The sequence below is a fragment of the Nostoc sp. 106C genome (assembly GCF_002154725.1).
Classification (GTDB): Bacteria; Cyanobacteriota; Cyanobacteriia; order Cyanobacteriales; family Nostocaceae; genus Aulosira.
This window is the reverse complement of the sequence record NZ_MTAW01000062.1, coordinates 60,327-82,945: the sequence shown is the minus strand read 5'-3', so window position 1 is coordinate 82,945 and position 22,619 is coordinate 60,327. Positions and strand designations below refer to the sequence as shown.

At 39.9% G+C, this 22,619-nt stretch carries 20 protein-coding genes and 1 tRNA gene; 14 read left to right on the top strand and 7 right to left on the bottom strand.

Features of this window, described 5'->3' with window-relative positions; translation table 11 throughout:
• Positions 1-78: 78 nt before the first annotated feature.
• Together BV375_RS05895 and BV375_RS05890 are read right to left on the bottom strand one after the other, a co-directional pair.
• Entirely contained in the window at positions 79-1,725 is a 1,647-nt protein-coding gene (locus tag BV375_RS05895; protein ID WP_086758269.1) for a serine hydrolase, read from the bottom strand.
• Positions 1,726-1,847: 122 nt separating this feature from the next.
• A complete protein-coding gene (locus tag BV375_RS05890; RefSeq protein ID WP_086758267.1) occupies positions 1,848-2,585 on the bottom strand; it encodes an RNA methyltransferase in 738 nt (245 codons plus the stop codon).
• 1,002 nt (positions 2,586-3,587) lie between these two features.
• Between BV375_RS05890 and BV375_RS05885 the strand changes: the two genes are divergently transcribed.
• From BV375_RS05885 to BV375_RS05875, 3 genes are all read left to right on the top strand, one after another.
• The gene (locus tag BV375_RS05885) at positions 3,588-4,814 is read left to right on the top strand and encodes a hypothetical protein (protein WP_086758265.1); all 1,227 of its coding nucleotides are present in this window, start codon (positions 3,588-3,590) and stop codon (positions 4,812-4,814) included.
• A gap of 203 nt (positions 4,815-5,017) precedes the next feature.
• Positions 5,018-7,573, top strand: coding sequence for a penicillin acylase family protein (locus BV375_RS05880; RefSeq protein WP_086758263.1), 2,556 nt, complete (start codon positions 5,018-5,020; stop codon positions 7,571-7,573).
• 236 nt (positions 7,574-7,809) lie between these two features.
• A complete protein-coding gene (locus BV375_RS05875) occupies positions 7,810-8,253 on the top strand; it encodes a hypothetical protein (RefSeq protein ID WP_086758261.1) in 444 nt (147 codons plus the stop codon).
• A gap of 3 nt (positions 8,254-8,256) precedes the next feature.
• On the opposite strand, the gene BV375_RS05870 is transcribed toward BV375_RS05875, so the two are convergent.
• Both BV375_RS05870 and BV375_RS05865 read right to left on the bottom strand, forming a co-directional pair.
• Positions 8,257-8,796: a class I SAM-dependent methyltransferase gene (locus BV375_RS05870; RefSeq protein WP_208099060.1), complete on the bottom strand. Its 540-nt coding sequence runs from the start codon at positions 8,794-8,796 to the stop codon at positions 8,257-8,259.
• A gap of 146 nt (positions 8,797-8,942) precedes the next feature.
• Positions 8,943-9,275 (bottom strand): low molecular weight protein tyrosine phosphatase family protein, encoded by a 333-nt coding sequence (locus tag BV375_RS05865; protein ID WP_086758259.1) that lies wholly within the window; start codon positions 9,273-9,275, stop codon positions 8,943-8,945.
• Positions 9,276-9,877: 602 nt separating this feature from the next.
• Between BV375_RS05865 and BV375_RS05860 the strand changes: the two genes are divergently transcribed.
• The 4 genes from BV375_RS05860 to BV375_RS05845 all read left to right on the top strand — a co-directional run bounded on the left by BV375_RS05860 (position 9,878) and on the right by BV375_RS05845 (position 12,591).
• Positions 9,878-10,846, top strand: a complete 969-nt coding sequence (locus BV375_RS05860) for a sodium-dependent bicarbonate transport family permease (RefSeq protein ID WP_086758257.1) — start codon at positions 9,878-9,880, stop codon at positions 10,844-10,846.
• Between the two features lie 4 nt (positions 10,847-10,850).
• Positions 10,851-11,162, top strand: a complete 312-nt coding sequence (locus BV375_RS05855; RefSeq protein WP_086758255.1) for a P-II family nitrogen regulator — start codon at positions 10,851-10,853, stop codon at positions 11,160-11,162.
• Positions 11,163-11,199: 37 nt separating this feature from the next.
• A complete protein-coding gene (locus BV375_RS05850) occupies positions 11,200-11,901 on the top strand; it encodes a carbonic anhydrase (RefSeq protein ID WP_086758362.1) in 702 nt (233 codons plus the stop codon).
• 84 nt (positions 11,902-11,985) lie between these two features.
• Positions 11,986-12,591, top strand: coding sequence for a Uma2 family endonuclease (locus BV375_RS05845; RefSeq protein ID WP_086758253.1), 606 nt, complete (start codon positions 11,986-11,988; stop codon positions 12,589-12,591).
• A gap of 146 nt (positions 12,592-12,737) precedes the next feature.
• On the opposite strand, the gene BV375_RS05840 is transcribed toward BV375_RS05845, so the two are convergent.
• The 3 genes from BV375_RS05840 to BV375_RS05830 all read right to left on the bottom strand — a co-directional run bounded on the left by BV375_RS05840 (position 12,738) and on the right by BV375_RS05830 (position 13,387).
• Positions 12,738-12,926, bottom strand: coding sequence for a hypothetical protein (locus BV375_RS05840; RefSeq protein ID WP_086758251.1), 189 nt, complete (start codon positions 12,924-12,926; stop codon positions 12,738-12,740).
• A 66-nt stretch (positions 12,927-12,992) separates the two neighbouring features.
• Positions 12,993-13,064: transfer RNA gene (locus tag BV375_RS05835), tRNA-Thr, on the bottom strand.
• 95 nt (positions 13,065-13,159) lie between these two features.
• On the bottom strand, positions 13,160-13,387 hold the full coding sequence (locus tag BV375_RS05830; protein WP_086758249.1) for a hypothetical protein: 228 nt from the start codon (positions 13,385-13,387) through the stop codon (positions 13,160-13,162).
• 37 nt (positions 13,388-13,424) lie between these two features.
• Here BV375_RS05830 and argF point away from each other — a divergent pair, with 37 nt between their 5' ends.
• The 7 genes from argF (at position 13,425) to BV375_RS05800 (ending at position 22,548) form a co-directional block, all read left to right on the top strand.
• Complete coding sequence (gene argF, locus BV375_RS05825) at positions 13,425-14,345, top strand: ornithine carbamoyltransferase (RefSeq protein ID WP_086758247.1); 921 nt, start codon at positions 13,425-13,427, stop codon at positions 14,343-14,345.
• A gap of 234 nt (positions 14,346-14,579) precedes the next feature.
• Entirely contained in the window at positions 14,580-15,185 is a 606-nt protein-coding gene (lexA, locus tag BV375_RS05820) for a transcriptional repressor LexA (RefSeq protein WP_086758245.1), read from the top strand.
• 192 nt (positions 15,186-15,377) lie between these two features.
• Complete coding sequence (locus BV375_RS05815) at positions 15,378-16,859, top strand: DNA phosphorothioation system restriction enzyme (protein ID WP_086758243.1); 1,482 nt, start codon at positions 15,378-15,380, stop codon at positions 16,857-16,859.
• 338 nt (positions 16,860-17,197) lie between these two features.
• Entirely contained in the window at positions 17,198-17,371 is a 174-nt protein-coding gene (locus BV375_RS36595) for a hypothetical protein (RefSeq protein ID WP_166507384.1), read from the top strand.
• Entirely contained in the window at positions 17,368-19,440 is a 2,073-nt protein-coding gene (locus tag BV375_RS05810) for an AAA family ATPase (RefSeq protein WP_086758241.1), read from the top strand. The genes BV375_RS36595 and BV375_RS05810 overlap by 4 nt, the downstream gene beginning before the upstream one ends.
• A gap of 171 nt (positions 19,441-19,611) precedes the next feature.
• The gene (locus BV375_RS05805) at positions 19,612-20,082 is read left to right on the top strand and encodes a DNA phosphorothioation-associated protein 4 (RefSeq protein ID WP_086758239.1); all 471 of its coding nucleotides are present in this window, start codon (positions 19,612-19,614) and stop codon (positions 20,080-20,082) included.
• Between the two features lie 72 nt (positions 20,083-20,154).
• Complete coding sequence (locus BV375_RS05800; protein WP_086758237.1) at positions 20,155-22,548, top strand: DUF262 domain-containing protein; 2,394 nt, start codon at positions 20,155-20,157, stop codon at positions 22,546-22,548.
• Positions 22,549-22,619: the final 71 nt, after the last annotated feature.

Sequence of the window (22,619 nt, the reverse complement as noted above, 5' to 3'; positions counted from 1 at the left end):
TTTTCATCGGGACTGCCTTCCCTTGTCCAATTTCTCCCCACACTTCCCACCCTCTCTCTCACTCCCTTGTCACCCTACTTACCTGGGTGGATAATACTGAGGATTCATCATTGGAGATGATGGATAACCAGTATTAGGCATAGGGTTTACCATGCTGTTAGGATAAGGAACCATGACTGGCGATTGATAACCATTCATCGGTACAGTACTACCTGTACTGTTGGGCATGGGTACAGTATTGATTGTACTGTTGGGTACAGGAGGAGCCATGACTGGTGACTGATAACCAGGTGCAGGCATATTGGTTGTAGTGCCACTAGGCATAACCGCATTTTGGCTAAATTGTTGGTAAGCGGCACGAGAAATTGCACTAATCAGCTTTTCGGCACGGGGGTCGTTATTGGGACGCTGTACCATCACTGCGGCTATGTAGCGCTTGCCAGTTGAGATATCAACTAAACCCGCATCTGCCAGCATTGTGCCAATATCGCCTGTTTTGTGGGCAATACTAGCGCCTGCTCCCAAACCAGAAGGTAGTAAAGTGTCTCTTTCGGTGTGGCGCATGATATCAAGCAGGCGATCGCGCGATCGCATACTCACCAAATTCCCTTGATTTACCATCGCCAACAAAGTTGCTAATTCCTTGGGACTAGTAGTATTTGTCCCTTGTAAATCTGGGAGTTGATTGCGAATTGCTGTAGTTGTCAAACCCCAACTGCGGAAACGCTGGTTAAGCGCTTCTATTCCTCCCAGTCGAGCAATCAGCATATTTGTGGCTGTATTGTCGCTGATGGTAATCATTTTAGTGGCAACTTCTAAAGCCGTGTACTGAGTTCCAGCAGGCTTGTATTGCATATTTCCGGAGCCACCAGCAATCATCTGTTGCTGCATGGTCAACATTTCATCCAAGCGGATTTTCCCCGCATCTAAATCTTGGAAGAAGGCGACCAAAATTGGTACTTTAATCGTACTAGCCGCTGGAAAACTGGCAGCGCTATTCACATCTACATAAGCACCTGTATCCAAATCTACTAACAAAACTCCCGGTGTCAGATTTGGATTTGCTGCCGCCAAATTTTGCACGGCAGTTTTCAACGAGGTAATTTCTTGGGATAAATATAACCCAGAAGGCGTTTGAGCAGTTGGGGTAGGTTGAGGTTGGGATTGCCCAGCATTAGTATTAGATGTTGAAGAAGTTGGTGTCATCCGAGTAGCAGGGTCTAATACAGACAAAACCGTGCCCATAATCGCGCCGATACCAACTCCCACAATCAACAGCCGCATGGTATACAGCAGTGTTCTCGCCATTGGTTTTAAACGTGTCTTGCGCGATCGCATGGCTGTTTTAGGCGACCCATGCCGATCGACCCGTACTGTCTTCAACTTTACAGTATTGGGTTGTACTTGAGGAGCCGTTACCTTCGTTCTAGGGATTGGTTTCACCGCTGCTGGCATTACCAGTCTAGGTCTTGACCTTGATACCCCAGCCGCCATTGGAGAGTTATTAGCGCTCTTAGTTACCCGTGTAAGCGTGGCTTCTTTAGCGACAGCACGCTTTTGGTTGGGAACTTTCACTTTTTTGGGTTCCACTTTTTGGACTTTGGGTGGACGCTGGCGGCGGTTTCCGGTTTGACGCCGCGAGAAAGCTCTTAGTTTGTCGCTCGATTCTGACACCGCTACTCCTTGTGACCCAATCGATTTTTTTCCTGCTGACTCCCGGCCCAAAACTCACTCCTCAAGCAATCTAATACTGAAATCACTTTTTGCCACTAAGTAGCATTTTTGTGTTTAGTTTAGGCCATATTATCTATTTTGGGGGGATGAATGCGTACATATTAATCGATGAATTACAAGATTTCACGATCGCTATGGTTTGTAAGTGCCCATTCAACTTGCCGCAAAATCCCGCGCAACATAGCTACTTCAGTCGTTTGCAGGTGTGTACGATTATATAGTTGCCTAAATTTCTCCATTCGGCTAGCTGCGGTATGGGGATAAAGATAACCTATCTTCAGCAGTAAAGATTCTAATTGTTGGTAATAAGCTTCCACCACATCCCAAGGTGCGAGTTCTGTTGATGGTGACTGAGTTGCAGATAATTCTGTAAATTGTGCCAGTTCATAACAGCAGATGGCCACAGCCGTAGCCAAATTGAGAGATTGATAACTCTCATGTGTGGGAATCCTCACAAACCGCTGAGCATAGTTTAATTCTTCATTGCTTAATCCCCGATCTTCCCTACCAAAAATTAGCGCTACGGGTTTTTCTAATTCTTCTAGTAACCAAGGTAGTGCGGCACCGGGATTTTCTAAAGGCGTTTCTTGGCTGCGAACTCTTCCAGTAGTGGCTACCACTCTTACACATCCCTGCAAAGCTTCGGGTAATGTCGCCACCAAAATAGCAGATTCTAAAATCTCTTTGGCATGAACCGCCATTCTCATAGCTTCCATTGACAGCGGATCGCATTGGGGATTGACTATGACCAGATGATTTAGTCCAAAATTTTTCATTGCCCTAGCGATCGACCCTACATTCATTGGACCAGCTGGCTCCATCAACACAATTCTTAACCCAGCTAATCCCATTTCTTACCTTCCTTCATCCGAGCCGAAAAGACTTGCAGAATAATTCTCGGTATTATAACTTTTGCTAGAGAGTTTCCTGGAAATTATTGTAGCTGTGTTAAAAAATTCTTTTTCAAGAAATGTGAAGCAAGCAAACTCAAGTTATTACTCACGCCCTCATCTTTGGATTCCTTATATTTTCTTTAGATTTTAGTTTTACCCGTGACAGTGCTAGTAATTAGGTTGACTCTCAAAATGTCAGACTTATGTTTGTTAGGCAGAAAATTTTCTCAGCCAAGGCATTTGAGGTTTAATTAAGTCGGTATAGCTGGAGAATTGACAGAGAAACATGGAGGCTGCGATTATCTTGATTGATTGGCAAATTGTTTGATGAATTACTACTTAGGAATGTAGATTAAAACACCTGCAATTTTTCTAAGGTGCGTTACGTTCCTAACGCAGCGTCAATCTAGGTGGTGTTTACGCTACCATACTTCGTAATCTAACTATCTCAAGTTTTGCATTTTATTTACTCCACGTTTCAGAGAAGATCGATTAATATACGGTTTTCTCTAAGATGGATACAAAACTATGTCTTCATTTTTCAATCTTTACTTTTGTTTAAAAGTAGCCTCTAATGCACTAATATCTCCCACGAAGGTGTAAAGTCCTTTTTGAAGTATCGAAGTTTTGATATTTATGTGGTTAAAAAACTTACATAAAGCTATCTTGTTTTTACGGTTAAAGGATTTTGAAATACTGGTGGCTATCGCTATCAGCATTTATTATGGGGTTACAAGCATCTAAATTTTTTTTGCAACATGGTTGCTCAGTTATGTCCCAGAGATTATTACTGACAGTACTGACTTTTAATACCAATAACATACTGAGCCATTGGAATATAAGCTAGGATTACTATTTACAGGCAGAACACAGCCAATTAGTTTAGGTAGCCTGAGAATAAAAGGAACTTTATCTTTTACTTATAAAAATTTTGTATAAAAAAAACAGGAGTTTTTGAGAATGCCACGTAGAAGCAGACCAACTGGTTTGATGAAAGATACTGCTAAAAAAGTTGCCCGTGCTCAAAGGCAGGCTGCAATTCAAATGAAACTAGCTGTCCGTGAAAATGAAAAAGCTTTACAACAAAGACCAAAGCAGAGTAAGCATAATTACTTAGAACAACGTTTGGCTGATGTCGATGATATTAATGGGGAACTAGCAGAATGGATACATGAGTTGCAAACGCTCTTAGCACACACTCTCAAGATAGAAGATTTAATCTCATTTGAAGACTTGCGGATTCGGGAAACATTTCCTGCAATAGAAGTAGCGCAGGAGTTATTAACAAGATCAAAACTGACACAATTTTACAAGCCGAAATCTCCTCCTCAGTGGCTCATCCAACTGCTACCTTTTTTAGAAGAGCAATATATAAATAGGGTAAAAAAAGCAGAATTAGACTACGAAATTACTAAGAAAAAACATGAAGAAGCAGAAAATAGCCGTCAAGTATATCTAGAGCATCTTAAAGCAAACTATGAATGGAAAAAACATAGTTTTATTTTAGATATTAAAAAGCGTAATGCTGAGGTAGATGAGTTAGAAGCCGCTTACCAAGAGGCTGAAGAATCTGCTGTAGCAATCTATAACGAGATGGTATTAGAACGATCAGAATATCCATCTTTGGAAGAGTACCAATACATTTCCTATACAAATCAAGATAAGGTAGCATTTACCCAAGAATTTCAAGTAGCCTATATACCTGCATTTAAACAATTAGTTATTGAGTATGAACTGCCTGCTGCTAAAATTATCCCAACAATAGCAGAGGTCAAATATGACCATATTAAAGATGAGATTCACGGCGTAACTAGAAAGCCAATCGAAATTGAGGAGTTATATCAAGATATAGTAGCTGCTATCACTTTGCGAACGATTAGCGAAGTTTTCGCAGCCGATTTAGCTCAACACCTAGATATAGTTGTATTTAATGGGTTTGTTCAAACAGTTGATTCCACCACAGCAAAGCATATCCAAACCTACTTAATATCTGTTCAAGCCACAAAGGAGAGTTTTAGCAGTATTAATTTCAGTAATGATAAACTTACTTGCCTGCGAAATTTGGGGGCACAGATGTCATCTTATCTGACTGCTATGCAACCTGTGCAACCAATTGTAGATTTTAAGATGATCGGCGCAAAATCCTCACCACAGGAAAACATACATGTAGCACGAGAGTCGTTCTGACAGATGTATGTTTTCACAATAAAGTTGGAAACGGGATAACAAAGAAGGACATGGAAGAAAAAGCTTATTTCCTCGTTTAAAGGAGAGTCTTAACTTACTCTTTGATCAAAAACCTACATTTGTAAAAAGTAGAGAAACTCACAAGCGTACTTCAAGCAGTACAATGTCCCGTGGTTGGATTCACAATGCCACTACCTACGTAAATGAGAAGATCCCGGAAAGTTTGGTTGCCCAAAGCACTAAGAAATCTCGTCATTGTCATACTAGTGTTGGGTCTATTACTAGCGGGATTTGCCACTTATACTGTGCGTCAATCCTTTCCTGTAGAAAATGGAGCGATCGCTCTTTCTGGATTGAAAGCTGAGGTAACCGTCCAGCGCGATCGCTGGGGAGTTCCCCACATTTACGCAGCCAACTCCCACGATCTCTTCATGGCGCAAGGCTACATCCACGCCCAAGACCGCTTTTGGCAAATGGACTTTTGGCGACACATCGGATCTGGGCGACTCTCAGAAATGTTTGGTTCTTCCCAGCTAGCAACTGACAAGTATTTGCGGACAATGGGTTGGGCAAGGGTAGCGCAGCAAGAAATAGCACAAGTTAATGCAGAGATGCAGGCATATCTAGAAGCCTATGCTGAAGGAGTAAATGCTTATCTGGCAGAGCATCAAGGCAATGCCCTGAGCCTGGAATATGCTGTGTTAAAATTGCTCAATCCTAAGTATAAACCAGAACCTTGGCAAATGCTGCACTCCCTAACTTGGGGTAAGGTCATGGCTTACGACCTGGGCAGAAACTTCGAGCGCGAAATTGAACGTACCATTCTGCTCAAAACTCTAAACTTAGCCCAGGTGGAGGAACTTTTCCCACCATATCCCCAAGACTTACCAGTAATTTTACCCGACCTGAAAAAAAGGAAAACAGGAGAGCAGAACAATTTTGACGAGACAAAATTGATTGCTTCTACTATTCAGAAGGCAAACGCGGCAATTGCCCCAGCCTTGGAATCAATTACCAAACCAATGCTAGCTTTGCAAGAATTAATCGGTTCTAGAGGAATTGGTATTGGCTCGAATAACTGGGTAATATCTGGGAAACGCACGACTACAGGTAAGCCGATCTTAGCCAACGATCCACACCTAGCAGCACAAATGCCTTCTATTTGGTACGAGGTTGGTCTGTACTGTACACCCAAGAGTCAGGAATGTCCCTACAATGTGAGTGGCTTTTCCTTTGCGGGGATGCTGGGAGTAATTATCGGTCATAGCGATCGCATTGCTTGGGGTGTAACCAATGTTGAACCAGATGTCATGGATTTATACATTGAGAAAATCAACCCAGATAACCCTAACCAGTATGAGGTCAATGGTAAATGGGTGGATATGCAACTCGTGAAAGAGACGATTCAAGTTGCTGGGAGTCAGCCAATTATCCAAATAGTGCGCTACACCAGACACGGTCCCATTCTCTCTGATGTCTCACCCAAGTTACAGCAGTTCCCAGTAAATCACGGGGTAGAAATCCCACCAAAATATGCTGTTGCCTTGCGCTGGACAGCCTTAGAACCTGCAACCTTGGGATATGCTATTCCCTTACTGAATCGTGCCCAAAACTGGCAAGAGTTCCGCATGGCGGCGAAGAACTTTGATGTTCCTGCCCAGAACTTAGTCTATGCTGACATTGATGGCAACATTGGCTACCAAATGCCTGGTAAATTACCAATTCGCTCTCAAGGGAATGGGCGTTATCCTGTTCCCGGTTGGACGGATGAATACGAGTGGCAAGGCTATATTGACTTTGAGCAGTTACCCAAAAGTTTTAATCCACCTCAAGGTTACATTGCTACTGCTAACAATTTGGTACAAAATCAATATCCTTATTTGATTACCACAGACTGGGTTTATGGCTACCGCGCACAGCGCATTGTCGAGATGATTTCACAGCCAAATCAACCTCTATCTTTGCTAGATGTGCAGTCGATGCAGGGGGATAACCGGAATTTGAATGCCCAAACCCTGTTACCACTATTTGAAACTATCTCCCTGGATAGCTCACGTTTGGAAGCAGCTAAGAAATTACTACTAAATTGGAATTTGCAGCTAGGAATGCCATCGCCTGCGGCTGCTTTATTTGAAGTATTCTGGAAACATTTGCTAGCAGATACTTTTCACGATCAGTTACCTACTGAGTACTTCCCTGATGGAGGCGATCGCTGGTATGAGGTAGTAAAAAATCTCGTCAAACAGCCAAATAGTAGCTGGTGGGATAACCACAACACCCCTAAAGTTGAGAACCGCGACCAAATCCTGCGACAGGCTTTTACAGAAGCGGTAGATGAACTCGAACGGATTCAAGGCAAAGACCCGAAATCCTGGAACTGGGGTAAGTTGCATACCATTACATTTCGCAATGCTACCTTAGGTAAATCTGGAGTGGCAGCAATTGAAGCTTTATTTAATCGTGGTAGCTTTCCTACGGCTGGTAATGGCGAAACAGTGAACGCTAATCGCTGGCAAGCAAACAAATCTTTTGAGGTCACTGATATTCCTTCACTGCGGATGATTGTAGATTTAAAAAATCTTGACAATTCAGTAGCAATTCATACACCCGGGCAGTCAGGTCATGCCTTCCATACTCACTACACAGATATGGTTGAACCTTGGCGCAAAATTGAATATCATCCCATGCTTTGGGAAAATCAGACTGTAAATGCTAACACTGCTGCAACACTAAAGTTAATTCCCAAATCAGGGGCTTGATGGACACTTCAAAACAGAAGATGCATCCAGATTTATACATTTCTATATATATCCAATTGTGCTGAGTTTATTGATTTGTCGCACGCAGTATTAAGCTGCCATATATCAAAACTTATGTAACTTTAGACTGCAATAAATTAGTATAACTTAATACTATTTATAGAGAGTATGGAGTATAACGTATCATGACCAATCCTAACTCTGGATTTTGCAGAATATAGTCGAGAACATAAAAAATGCAACGTATGATTAAACAAAGTATTGTACTTCCTGGAACTGCTGCGATCGCATTACTATTTGCAGGTTGTGGAGAGAGTAAGGTTGCTCAATGTAACAAAATAGTTAAAGTAGCAAATCAGGCAGTTACAATAGGTCAAGATTTCGGCAAAAATCCTAATCCTCAAAAAGGTTCTAAAGCCTTGACTGAAGTAGCGACGAAGATAGACACAATTACTACAGACATGAAAGGGTTAGAAATCAAAGATGAAAAATTGCAGGGCTATCAAGGGCGCTTTCTCACCCTCTATCAAAGTACTAGTAAGGGGTTGAAAGATACAGCAACAGCTATAGATAAAAAGAATTTAAAATCTGCAAATACTGCTTTAGCATCTCTGAAAAAGAATAGTAGCGAAGAAACTAAACTAGTCAATGAAATTAATAGTTACTGTTCTGGCAAATGATGCTTATATAGATGCTTTTCGTCCACCAAATACTGCAAAACTAAAGTTTTTATACCAGCAATCAACGTCTTGAAATCCTGCTGCTTCTAGCCAAGCAAGTTGAATATCAAGAGTTGCCATGCGGTCATATTGCATACGTTTTTGTGCAGCTTTTAACTCCTCATTAGAAATACCCTGAGCACAAACAGAATTTAACCATTGTTGGCGATAGAGCTTTTCTAAATTAGGAGTTTTTCCCAGAACTTGATCCGCGTTGACAAACATTCCGCCAGGATTGAGAACGTTGTAAATTCGCTGATAAAGACATTCCTTGTCAGCATCAGACAGATGGTGAATTGATAAGGCAGAAATCACCAAATCGTAGGCACCAGTTATATCAGTCTCAACATAGTCACCTATGAGAATTCTGGGAGATTTACCCATTTTTCTAAATCGAGACTTGGCTTTTTCTAACATCTCAGCTGCTAAGTCCAGCAAAGTAAATTCTGCATTGGGAAAGACTGCTTGAACCATACCTGCATAAAGTCCAGTTCCAGCACCCAAATCTAGAACTTTTAATGGTGAACTTTGAAAGCTTGGGATTATTTCAACTGTGTTTTATAAAAGTCATCAAAACAAGGAATGAGGATGCGACGTAAGCGATCGTAATCTGCCGCAGCAGTATTAAAAGCTTCTTGAATATCCATATTTTAATTTTTAATTTGTAATAAAGGTAGCACCTTCTGCTTTAACAATTTAATTAAAGCTGGTTCCATGTACTCATATTCATCTGGAATATTTAAGCAGATAACTCGCTTATCTTTGAGAAAGGGCTGAAAATTTTTGGCTAGCTTCTGTTTATGAGACTTTTCCATCACAAAAATTATATCAGCCCAGGCAATTGCTTCTGTTGAAATTGGTACTTCCGCATAGCGATCCAAACCTGCTGAATCTGTTTCCAGCCCTTCATATTCAGAAAATACAATCTCAGCGGTAGGGCTTCGCAGCCTATTTTGGCTACATAAAAATAAAAGTTTTGTCATTAAATATTATTTAAATCTAAAAAAATATACTTGGCGACTTGAGCGATCGCACTTGAGTTTCGCATAGTGAAACTATACCTTTAATTCACTATATTTAAAATCCACATAGTAAAAATAACTAAATATTCATTAAAATAGATATTTTAGATAAATTATCTTTTTCTAAACATTCCAATTCCTTGCTAATTAACCATCCTTCTCTAAATAACCTCACAAAGTCAAAGATAAGAACTGAGTATCTGTAATCGTATTTATCGCTAATCTCTTATCTTTTATTGGCTAGAAAATCATCTAAGTTCCAAAGCCCATCAAGCTCCACAATTTTATTGCATTTTTCGTGGCTCTTTCTGATAAAAGCATCACCGCACGTTTGTAAACTTGGTTAAAAGCTTCATTGCGATTTGTTTGTCTGTTTTCGACCAACTGATAGTATCCATTCGCAATATCAGTCTGAAGTTTATACGGTTATTCTAGCTCGCTCCATTTTTACACCCAATTGACATGGGGTAGCAATACACGATACATCATGAATCAATCGCTAATTTGTTTAAAATGCCAAATTTCTTCAATTGCCAATCTTGTCAGCATAAGGAGGGATGAATATGGATGCCAGCTTAATCATATCCAACATCCTGAATCCGCCAGTCCTGTTTTTCTTTCTAGGGATGACTGCTGTTTTTGTCAAGTCCGATTTAGAAATTCCTGCTCCTGTACCAAAACTTCTCTCGCTTTATTTGCTGTTTGCGATTGGTTTTAAAGGCGGGGTAGAATTGATTAAAAGTGGCATCACTCAAGAAGTAGTTCTAACGCTCTTAGCAGCGATGTTGATGGCTTGTGTTGTCCCAATTTACACCTTTTTTATTCTAAAGGTAAAGCTTGATACTTACGATGCTGCTGCGATCGCCGCAACTTATGGTTCTATCAGTGCTGTCACCTTCATTACCGCTAGTGCCTTTTTAAGTGAGCTTGGTATTACTTTTGATGGCTACATGGTAGCAGCTCTTGCACTCATGGAATCTCCAGCCATCATTGTTGGTCTAATCCTGGTGAATATATTTACGGTAGATGAAAAGCGCGACTTTTCTTGGCCGGAAGTATTACAAGAAGCATTTCTCAATAGTTCAGTCTTTCTTTTGGTTGGTAGTCTCCTCATTGGTGTGTTGACAGGAGAACACGGTTGGCACGTTTTAGAACCCTTTACTCAAGGACTGTTTTATGGCATGCTTACCTTCTTTTTACTCGATATGGGACTAGTTGCTGCCAGAAGAATTAAAGACTTGCAAAAAACCGGAATTTTCCTGATCTCATTTGCCATACTAATTCCAATAGTCAATGCAGGCATTGGGTTGTTGATTGCCAAATTCATCGGTATGCCTCAGGGAGATGCACTACTGTTTGCTGTGTTGTGTGCCAGCGCTTCTTACATCGCTGTACCCGCAGCTATGCGGATGACCGTTCCAGAGGCAAATCCTAGTCTGTACGTTTCTACCGCCTTAGCAGTAACATTTCCGTTCAACATTATTGTAGGAATTCCGTTATATCTCTACGGAATTAACCTATTTTGGAGGTAATAATATGCATTTAGTTAAAAAGATAGAAATTATCGCCAACTCGTTTGAGCTTGCCAAAATTTTAGATAGTTTGGACAAGTCAGGTGTACATGGTCATGCTGTAATCCGAGGTGTTGCTGGTAAAGGATTACGAGGTATGGCCGAAGATTTGGACATGACAATGCTCGATAATGTATACATTATCGCGTTTTGTATGCCAGAGCAACTTAAGCCTGTTGTCGAAAACATTAGACCACTACTGAATAAATTTGGAGGAACCTGTTACATCTCTGATGTAATGGAGATTCGCTCTATGAAATGTGTAGCGTCGTTGTAAAAGTAGCATAAATCTCATGGAGCATTCTATGGAGCCTATGGAGCGTCGTGACTTTTTAAAGTTGGGTGTCACGGGGGCATTTGGTCTGATGGTAACTGCCAGCGATTTACTCTGGCGGGTTAAACAGGCTAAAGCCGCAGAATTGCTTTCGGATACCCCTCAATCCCTCACCCCTGATGCCGCACTGCAAAAGCTCATAGAGGGAAATCAGCGCTTTATCCAACATCAACCCCAATACCCAGATCAATCGGCGTCGCGGTTGCAGGAAGTCGCGCAAGCTCAACATCCGTTTGCAACCATCCTCAGTTGTGCGGATTCAAGAGTACCCGCAGAAATTGTTTTCGATCAAGGCATTGGCGACATCTTTGATGTTCGGATTGCTGGTAATATTGCCACACCAGAAGCCCTTGGTAGTATTGAATATGCAGTTACCCTGTTAAACTCCCCGCTGCTGATGGTGTTAGGTCATGAGCGATGCGGAGCAGTCACCGCCGCAGTCAAAAAAGAAGAGTTGCTTGGTGATATTAGTACCTTTGTCAAAGCAATTAAGCCAGCCCTAGACAAGGTTAAGAATCAGCCAGGTGATGCAGTTGAAAATGCTGTGGTAGCAAATGTGCAATATCAAATTGAGCAGTTGAAGCGATCGCATCTTTTAACTGAACGCCTAAAGTCCGGTCAACTCAAAATCATCGGAGGTCGTTACGACTTAGATACAGGAAAGGTTGGTATTATCACTTAGAAGCCTAAATTAGCCGTCTGGTTAAAGTGTGGAAGCATTAGAATTAATAGAACAACATTGTTCACTTGTTACCTCTCTTTACCCATGACGGCAACATTAATTCAAAGTCCTGATCGGGTTTTACTCAATAATATTAGCTGGCAGACTTATCAGTTTTTAGTCAAAAACTTTGAGCAACAGCCAGGTATGTGGCTAACCTACGATCGGGGTTTGTTAGAAATTAGAATACCCTTAGACCCACATGAAACTTACAAAAAACTCTTAGGACGATTAGTTGAAGTCTTAACAGAGGAGTTGGAAGTTGAAATTCGCAGTTTGGGGTCTAGAACTTGCGATCGCGAAGATTTAGCGCGAGGTTTAGAACCAGACCAATGTTACTATATTCAAAATGAACAGGCTGTCTGGGACAAAGAGCAAATTGACCTCAGCAAAGATCCACCACCAGATTTAGCAATTGAAGTTGATATTTCCAGTAGTTCCATTAATCGACTAGATATTTATGTAGATCTAGGTGTACCTGAAGTATGGCACTACGATGAGCAGGCATTAAAAATGTATCGCCTAGAAAATAAGCAATATCAAAATTGCAGTCATAGTATTGCTTTTCCGTTCCTAACTCTATCAGATATTGAAAGATTTTTAAATTTGAAGAAAAGGTTTGAAAGATACTATATGCAAGTCCACAAGTGAATTACAGTGCTTGCAAGTATGCTTGCAGCAATTAGATGGTTAAAATTTTATAAGCTATTCCTGATGATCGTGGTTTTCTATTGAAGCTTTTCTTCTATTAAGTTAGAGAACTGGTATAGCAATAATTTTGAAGAACTTTAGAACGTTTAATAATTTAATAATTCTAAGTATTTCGGATAAAGTAATAAATTTTCTTGTTTGGGTGGGTTGAAAGCAAATCCGACTGCTGGCTTGATATCATATAGAGTACAGCCTACAAAACTCATGGATTCTATATTAGATGACATTAATTTGTCACTACTTCCCCACAAAGGCTTATCTAGTTTCAGCGACATTAATTTGTCTTCAACGACAACAATTTGTCAGCGATGACAAATAATTAGTTAATCGACAGTACAGAAAGCCAGCAGTCGGATTTGAACCGACGACCTTCCGATTACAAGTCGGATGCACTACCACTGTGCTATGCTGGCTAGTTGTGTTATGCTCTTTAATCACTCACCGATTTATGATTATAGCATAGATAAGCGATTTGTCTAGCAGTAAGAACAAAAAAAGTTTTTAGGTTTTATTTTAAGTTACTAATTTGGCAAGCTCGCTGATTATGGCGATCGCACATCGTCGCATAAATACGATCAAATCTCATGAACGTTACAAAAAAGCTGCGAGTTTGGGCGTTGAAAATGTTGAGAAATTCAGATTGCAAGCAAAAGCTAAGTGAAAATCCTGGGCTGGACACCAAAATATCTGGTAAAGTTTTAAAGCGATAATTTTTCACAGGGCTGGCTAAAGGCATAGAAAAACATCACTAGGTTCTTTACAGATTCGGAAGCATGGTAGCGTTGAACGGACGAGATTTATTAAGTCTGGCGGACCTCAGTTCTACAGAACTTCAAGAACTTCTGCAATTAGCAACTCAACTCAAATCACAACAGCTAAAGTTGCGATGTAATAAAGTATTGGGATTGTTGTTCTCCAAAGCTTCAACTCGCACGCGAGTAAGTTTTACTGTAGCGATGTACCAGCTGGGTGGACAAGTAATTGATTTAAATCCAAATGTCACCCAAGTGAGTCGTGGGGAACCTGTGCAAGATACAGCACGGGTGTTGGATCGATATTTGGATGTTTTGGCAATTCGGACTTTTGCACAGCAAGAGTTAGAAACTTTTGCTAGCTATGCCAAGATTCCTGTAATTAATGCGCTGACTGATGCGGAACATCCTTGTCAGGTATTAGCCGATTTAATGACAATTCAAGAATGCTTTGGTAGCCTCAGCGGGTTAACTTTGACCTACGTGGGTGATGGAAATAATGTCGCTAACTCTTTAATGTTGGGTTGTGCTTTGGCAGGAATGAATGTCAGAATTGCTACCCCAAAAGGATATGAACCAGATCATGAAATTGTAGAACAAGCACGAGCGATCGCCAATAATAAAACAGAAGTCCTCATTACTCATGACCCAGAAATTGCCGCTAAGGGTGCTGCTGTTCTTTACACTGATGTATGGGCAAGTATGGGGCAAGAAGCAGAAGCAGATGATCGCTTCCCCATTTTCCAACATTATCAAATTTCGGACCAGCTATTAAGCTTTGCCGACCGAGAGGCGATAGTTTTACACTGCTTACCAGCTCATCGCGGTGAAGAAATTACTGAAGCCGTAATTGAAGGACCTCAATCAAGAGTTTGGGATCAGGCAGAAAATCGAATGCACGCGCAAAAGGCTTTGCTTGCTAGTATTTTAGGGGCAGAGTAATTACTTAAAACTTCAAAGGCAAAAGATTAAAGATTTATCTTGCTTTTGCCTGTTATAGCGCTTTTAAATTTGAGATAACATTTCATAAAATTTGGGAAATACAGATAAAAACAGATAAATGTGTATTTCATCCCTATAAGAACCGCTATATATTTTTACTTTCACCTTGCTTATATGGGATTTTATGTAGTACTAATGTTCTAGGGACATTTGTAATTACTTCCCGACAAAATTATGGAACGTTTAACCGAAGCTCAACAAGAACTTTATGAATGGCTGGCGGAATATATCCGAACGCATCAGCATTCGCCTTCAATTCGGCAAATGATGCAAGCGATGAATCTGAAATCACCAGCACCAATTCAAAGTCGTTTAGAACATTTACGCACTAAAGGATATATTGAATGGACTGAAGGGAAAGCACGAACAATTAGGGTTTTGCGTCCAGTAGCCACAGGTGTACCAATTTTGGGTACTATTGCTGCTGGAGGTTTAATAGAACCTTTTACCGATGCTGTAGATCATTTAGACGCTTCCAATTTTTCCTTACCTCCCCAAACCTACGCTTTGCGAGTAGCTGGCGATAGCATGATTGAAGATTTAATTGCTGATGGCGATTTGGTATTTCTGCGTCCTGTACCAGAACCAAACCATCTCAAAAATGGCACTATCGTCGCCGCCAGAGTAGATGGACATGGTACTACATTAAAACGCTTTTACCGCAGTGGCGATCGCGTTACCCTCAAACCAGCAAATGCGAAGTATCAACCTATTGAAGTTCCTGCTATCCATGTACAAGTGCAAGGTTCTTTAATCGCTGTGTGGCGTGATTATAACTAGGGACTGGAAGGACAAGGGGGACAAGGAGGAGCCACTGCGTTGCGCGGGTTCCCCGCGTTGTAGCAAGTGGCGTGGACAAGGGAGAAGAAATGCTTGACCCTTGAGTCTTAACCAATCCCAAAGGACAAATGACAAATGACCAATGAATGACTCTTGACTAGGGTTCATCACCACCTTCGTTATTGACATTTTATGTACCTGACGCTAAATCGAGTACAGGAACTGCCCTCTTTCCGCTTACGATTACCATTGTTAAGGGAAAGTCAGGGCAGTTATCAAACTCAGCAACCATTACCAGGATGTCCAAGAATGCCACAATCTCTGCAATTGCGGCAATACCAGCGACAAGCTATCACTAGCTGGTTTGCTAACAATGGCAGAGGTACGCTGAAAATGGCTACTGGTAGTGGTAAGACAATCACAGCACTAGCGATCGCTTGTGAATTATATCAGCAGATTAACTTACAAGTCTTGGTGGTGGTGTGTCCCTATCGTCATCTTGTCACCCAATGGGCGAGAGAATGCGAAAAATTTAACTTACAACCGATTTTAGCTTTCGAGAATGTACGCAATTGGCAAAGTCAACTTTCTACCCAAATCTATAATCTGCGTTCAGGTTCTCAAAGATTTGTCACGGTAATTACCACCAACTCCACATTAATTGGAGATGGCTTTCAGTCCCAACTGAAATATTTGCCTGACAGAACTTTGATTATTGGTGATGAAGCCCATAACTTAGGCGCACCAAAATTAGAAGAAAGTTTACCACGCCGCGTCGGGTTGCGGTTAGCTTTGTCTGCTACACCGGAAAGGTACTTTGATGATGATGGCACCCAATCTTTGTTTGATTATTTTGGCCCAGTTCTCCAGCCAGAATTTACTTTGAGGGATGCGATCGCTCAAGGTGCTTTGGTACATTATTTGTATTTTCCGATTCTTGTGGAATTAACAGAAGCCGAAAGCATTGCCTATTTAAAATTAACTCGCAGAATTGGGCGATCGCTTCTTTATCGGGAACGGGAAAATGGAGAAGCAGGTGACTTTGAGAATCACGAAGATTTAAAGCCATTGTTGATGCAACGCGCCAGGTTAATTGGTGCGGCGGAAAATAAGTTAACTGCTTTGCGGGAATTAATGGCAACTCGCAAAGATACCACTCACACCCTTTTCTATTGCAGTGATGGTTCGCAAGAGGCGGGACAACGTTCATCTCTGCGTCAACTCAAAGCCGTCGCTAAAATTTTGGGTGTTGAATTGGGGTATAAAGTTAGTACCTACACTGCCCAAACTTCTTTACAAGAAAGAGAAGTTTTACGCCGTCAATTTGAAAGTGCTGAATTGCAAGGTTTGGTGGCAATTCGTTGTTTAGATGAAGGTGTTGATATCCCAGCAATTCAAACTGCGGTAATTTTATCGAGTTCTGGTAATCCTCGTCAGTTTATCCAACGGCGAGGGCGAGTTTTACGTCCTCATCCTGGAAAAGAACGCGCCACGATTTTTGACATGATTGTATTGCCACCAGATTTAGAAAGGGAAACTATAGAAGTAGAGCGCAATCTGTTAAAAAAAGAATTGCGACGCTTTGTGGAGTTTGCTGACTTAGCTGATAACGCCGGTGAAGCGAGAATGAAATTACTCGATTTACAAAAGCGGTATGGATTGTTAGATATATGAACCGCCGATGAACGCCGATAAACTATCTGTGTTTATCTGTGTTCATCTGTGGTTCCTTTTTTGCTGATTCGTATTTTTGCAAGAAGTCTAATAGTTAGCGACAAATATATAGGATAATAATATTAGGTCATTAATATAATGAGATGTAGGCAAAATTTTTCAAGGCGCTACTAATCTATTATATTAAATACTTACAGTATACCAGCATATAACCTCACCATAAAGCCTTCCCCACAAAAAATTTGAGAAATTAAAGATAAGACAAACCGTGGCTTAACGGATGCGATCGCAGTAGAAGATACAGGTAAAATAAAAAGAAAAAGTAGCTACAATCCGCCATGTCAGCAGACCAAAATATTGATGATGTGCAGGAGCCAATTACCAGCGCCCCACCAGAAGTGCGGCAGATTATTGAACGGGTATGGAAGCTGGAAAAAGGCAGATTAGAGAAGAGAATTAATAGTCACATTAACGATGAAATTTTGGTGATTGTTAAGGAAGAGGTGCGATGAAGCTGACTTCAATTAAGCTGTGTAATTTTCGCTCCTTTTATGGAACGACACCAGAGATAGTAATTTCCGGCGGAGATGTTCTTAACACCACGATTATTCATGGCAATAATGGCTCTGGAAAAACCAGTTTACTCAATGCCTTTACTTGGGTACTATATGAAAAGTTTAGTGCAGCATTTGCCTCAGTAGAACAGCTAGTTAATAAAAGAGCGATCGCTGAAGCGAAACACAAACAAGCGGTAGAATGTTGGGTAGAAATTGGCTGGGAACATGAAGGTAAGCGCTACCGTGTAAAACGTTCCAGCCGAGTTTATAAAAACGAGAATGATTTTGAAGCTAGTAAAACTCAGTTAACTATGTGGGTAGGTGGGGATGATGGTAAATGGTATTTCCCACCCCAGCAACCAGAAGATATCATCAATCAAATTTTACCTGCGAGTTTGCATCAATATTTTTTCTTTGACGGCGAACGGATTGAAGAAATAGTCCGTTCTGATAAAAAAGCGGAAATTGCTGAAGCCACAAAGATATTCTTGGGTGTAGAGGTAATTAACCGTTCAATTAAACATTTGGGAGAAGCGAAAAAAAGTTTAGAAAATGACTTAAAAGCCATTGGGGATTCCGAAATCAAACAGCTTTTGCGACAGCAAGAAAAAATAGAACGGGAGATTGAAAGCATTACCAAACGCCAAACAGAAATTCAACAAGAGTTAGAATATCAGCAAACTTTAAAGAAAGAGACGAGTAACCGCTTACGCGAACTGAGTGCGGCGAAGGAATTGCAGGAACGTTGTCAAAATTTAGAATCGCAGAAGGAAACGTATAAGGAAGATTATAAAAAGAATCGAGAAGCCTTAAAAAAAATTATTTCTGCACGGGGTTACACAGTTTTACTTTCTGAAATTACAGCCCAGTTTCGGGAAATCATGCATGATTTGAAGCAGAGTGGTGAATTAACTTCAGGCATTTCGCGGGAGTTTGTAAATGAGTTACTTAATTCTCAACGTTGTATTTGTGGTACAGATTTAAATGCAGGTAGTCATTCTCATAACAATGTGATTATCTGGTTAGATAAAGCAGGTTCTTCGGCTGTGGAAGAAACGGCGATTCGCATGAGTGCCCAAGTTGATGAAATTGATAAGCAAGCGACGGCATTTTGGGAAGAAGTTGACAGAGAACAAGCGAGAATTAACCAATTAAGACAAAATATCTCGCAAATTGAAAATGAATTAGATAATATTCAAGATCGATTGCGTAAAGATGCTAACGAAGAAATTAGCAGCTTACAGAAACGCTTAGATGAAATTGAAAATAAAATTGATGAATTAAATAGAGAACAAGGTGCTAACCAACAACAAATTGCCCACTTCACAACAGAAATAGAAGCTTTAGGTAAACAAATTGCCAAGCAAAAACTGAACGAAGAACGACAAGCATTAGCACAGCGGCGGATTAACGCCACTCAAGATGCAATTGAAAGGTTAACAGAAGTACGAAATCGGCAAGAAAAGCAATTTCGCCTGCAACTAGAGAAGCGGGTACAGGAGATATTTGCAGATATATCCTTTACTCCTTATATTCCCAAAATTAGTGATAAATATGAACTGACATTAATAGAAAACACCGCCGGAGTAGAAGCACCAGTTGCAGCTTCCACTGGGGAAAATCAAATTCTCAGTTTATCTTTTATTGCCAGCATTATTGATAGAGTCCGAGAATGGAGTGAAAAACGGAAAATGCTGATGTTACCAGAAAGCAGCACATTTCCAATTGTCATGGATTCGCCTTTTGGTAGCTTAGATGAAATTTCTCGGCGACATATTGCGCAGACAATTCCTAAGTTAGCAAATCAGTTAATTGTGTTGGTGACAAAGACACAGTGGCGGGGTGAAGTTGAAGAAGAAATGGCAGACAGAATCGGGAGAGAATATGTGTTAACTTACTTTTCTTCAAAGCCAGATTGCGAACAAGATTATATTGAATTGGGTGGGGAAAGATATCCTCTAGTGCGGCAAAGTCCCAATGAGTTTGAGTATACAGAGGTTGTTGAGGTGAAACGAGATTGGTGATTAGGAAAAACGAACTACAGAGACGCAGAGGCGCAGAGAGAAGATAAGGCGATCGCTTGGATGTTGGGATGAAGTAGTGCGATCGCTCTTTTACTGAGTATAAAATGATGTGACTATGGGGCGATCGCTCTAGCTTTCGGTTACAATATCCACAAATTTGTTATTTAAGTCATGGCAGAAACGGGCAGAATCAGGGTAGCTAAAGACAAAGCAGATTTAGTGAAAGCATTAACCTCTTCAGATGGTGGTACAGGGCCTTTTCAAACCTTTGCTGATGTGATTGTCTTTGCTGCTGCTTTGGGTGCAAAGCATAAAAAGCGCGTACCCTTAGGAGAAATTTCTAAACGAGAACCATCACCCATAGGACAAGAGCATTTTCTGATTAAGGGATATGACCAAATCATTAAATTATTAGCAATTGTTGAAGAGAAAGAGCTTGATATTTTATCTGTAGATAATGAAAAATATGAAAATCAACGCCTTAGGTTATTTGAAGAATATGCTAATGGTGGTCTAGAAATATTACAAAATGAGATGCGAGGAGCAGTAGATTACTCAGAGAGGCTGCTGTTAGTTCTAAGTTCCGCAAGATTCCAGCAAGACCAACAAGCAGAATTCGATCTAAGTAGATTTTTATTTTAAAACATACTCTTCAATGAAATATATACAATAACTACTTAATCTATTTAATTTTTAATTTTTAAGGATTTAATAATGTCAAAAACTCTTGGACAACTACTGTATTCATTGCGTAAAGGAGAGCTACTATTACCTAACTTTCAACGTCCATTTGTCTGGAATCCAGAACGTTGGCAGTCTCTTCTAGCTTCCATAGTATTAGAGTATCCTGTTGGTCAAGCTCTAATTGGTACAGAAGCTGACAGTAGAACTATGTCTGTTAATAAGCCTTTATCTATACCTGAGAAGGCTTTACGTGACATTTTTTTAAAAAAAGCAAATCTAAATTTGAAAGAAGTTGAGGGGTTAAAAGCAACACAATACTTACAAAAAGGTGAACCTTATTCTTGTGATTATCTTTTAGATGGACAACAGAGGTTAACTGCTCTTGACCTTATTTTTGGTACAACATATCACTTCGCTGATGGCAGTGAACTTAATAGAAATTATAGACTAAGATGGTTTTTGAATCTTAATAAACTTGGATTAGTTGATTTAAAATGGCCAAATATTCGTGAAATGCAGCACGAAGAGGTTTGCGAAGCATTTGTCTATATAAAGTACAAAAAAACTGATAAAATTAGTCCTTTCTATTATGAAAAAAGTGAATCAGATTTAGCTGATTTTTGTACTGTTAAAGAATTACAAAAACAAGCTGGCATAGAGGAAGGAATTTATCTTCCTTTAGACAAATTATATATTGAAAATGATGATGATAAGTCTCTTCAGTTTGATCCTGCTAATTTTCTAATAGATTTGTTCGATGAAAGACAAGACATTATTATTGGCAAAACTCAGGAAGGCAAAAAGCTAAAAGAGAGTTTACAAACTAATGTAATTGACCAAAAAAAGTATGACGAAGAATGGAAAAAGCTGAGACGAAGTTTTTCAAGTTGGAAAGCAACAATTGAGAGAATGCTAGATAATCTTATAAATTTCCAATTCCCAGTACTGGAAGTACCATCAAAAGAATTTAATCGGCTCTCAGGTATTTTTTCAGTAATTAATATGGGTGGTGTTGAATTAGAAACTTTTGATTTATTAGTGGCTAAGACTACAACAACAGAGTCTAGCCTTAGAGATATAATGAAGTCAGCTTGTTCTCAAAGTCTGAAAGATTTTAAAAAGTATATAAAACTTTTACCAGAACCTGCAAGAGTAGATGGTATAGATAGTTTTTGGAATATAGGTGATTTTCTCGGTGAAAAAAATGAAGAGGCTGAACAAGTAGTTAGAGGTTTCAAGTTTCCAGAATCTATTGCTCGATCTTTTGCACAAACAATTGTATTACATGCAAAGTTATCAGAAGCTTTAGGTGATGATTGGTCAACTAGAACTAATCCGCTTTCTAGTTTTTCCAATGCTCAAGAAGCAGCCCGTTCGATTTTGCAACTTGAAGATTGGGGATATTCAGATAAACTTATCCTTAACTTATCTCGTCAGACAGTTCAAAAAATTCAAGAACAAGCAGCTAAACAACTGCTACGTGCTTACTTATTCATAAAAGCAAGGCTTGGGTTTCCCAAATTATCATATTTTCCATATCGCCAGATGGATCTGGTGTTAGCAACAGTACTAACTGACTCTGTATGGAATAAGTTGTATCAAGATCCATCTGGTACTTTAATGAAAAAAATCCAGTGGTGGTATTGGGGTTCTATTTTTGGCGGTGCTTATCAAAAAGCTCACTCTTCCATAGACAAGCGAGTTTTGGCAGATATTCCAAGATTGTTAGCATATTTATCTAAACCAACAATCAAATGGGACGAAGTTTCCGATCTAAGTTATGAAGGATGTGATGAAAGAAGCCGTTTTACTGAGATTCCTATAGTAGGGTCTAATGGAAAATTAGGAAATCGTTTTGAAATGATATGTGATGCAGATGGTTACTCTACCAAAGATATACTTATGACATCTGCTAATAGAACAATGGGTTTAGCAATTCTTGCATTTACTCTCAGGAATGGTTTATCGGATTTTAAATTTAGAGATAAGAGTGAGAATGACCATGAACTTAGGCGTGGCACTCCACTTCACGCTGGTCGTAATGATCTTCAAGCCGATCATCTTTATGCTGTAAATTCGTGGTATAAATTTACAGGAGAAAAAATAGAGAGAAATGATGATCATCCTATAAACTCTCCTTTAAATTATTCTTGGATTTCTGCTAAAGCAAATCGCTATTGGTCAGATCACCCATCTTTTGTAAAATTAGAACTTCAATCAGCACTTGAAGGTAATCAAGAAAGTCTAGATTTCTTGCATCATCATTTACTTTCTGTTGAGGCAATTGAGTACGAATACAGAGATATATTGCTAGCTTCAGAAGAAAAACAGCAAAAAATTGCAAAGGCAGTGCTTAAAGCTTTACTAGAAAAACGTTTTGAAAAGCTTAGGCAAGAAGTTATGAATGAAAATCCTGAAAGTTAAATTACAGAAATATTATCAAGGATAGATAAAAAATCTTAGATAATATTTCATGTATTTAATCAAGAATCAAA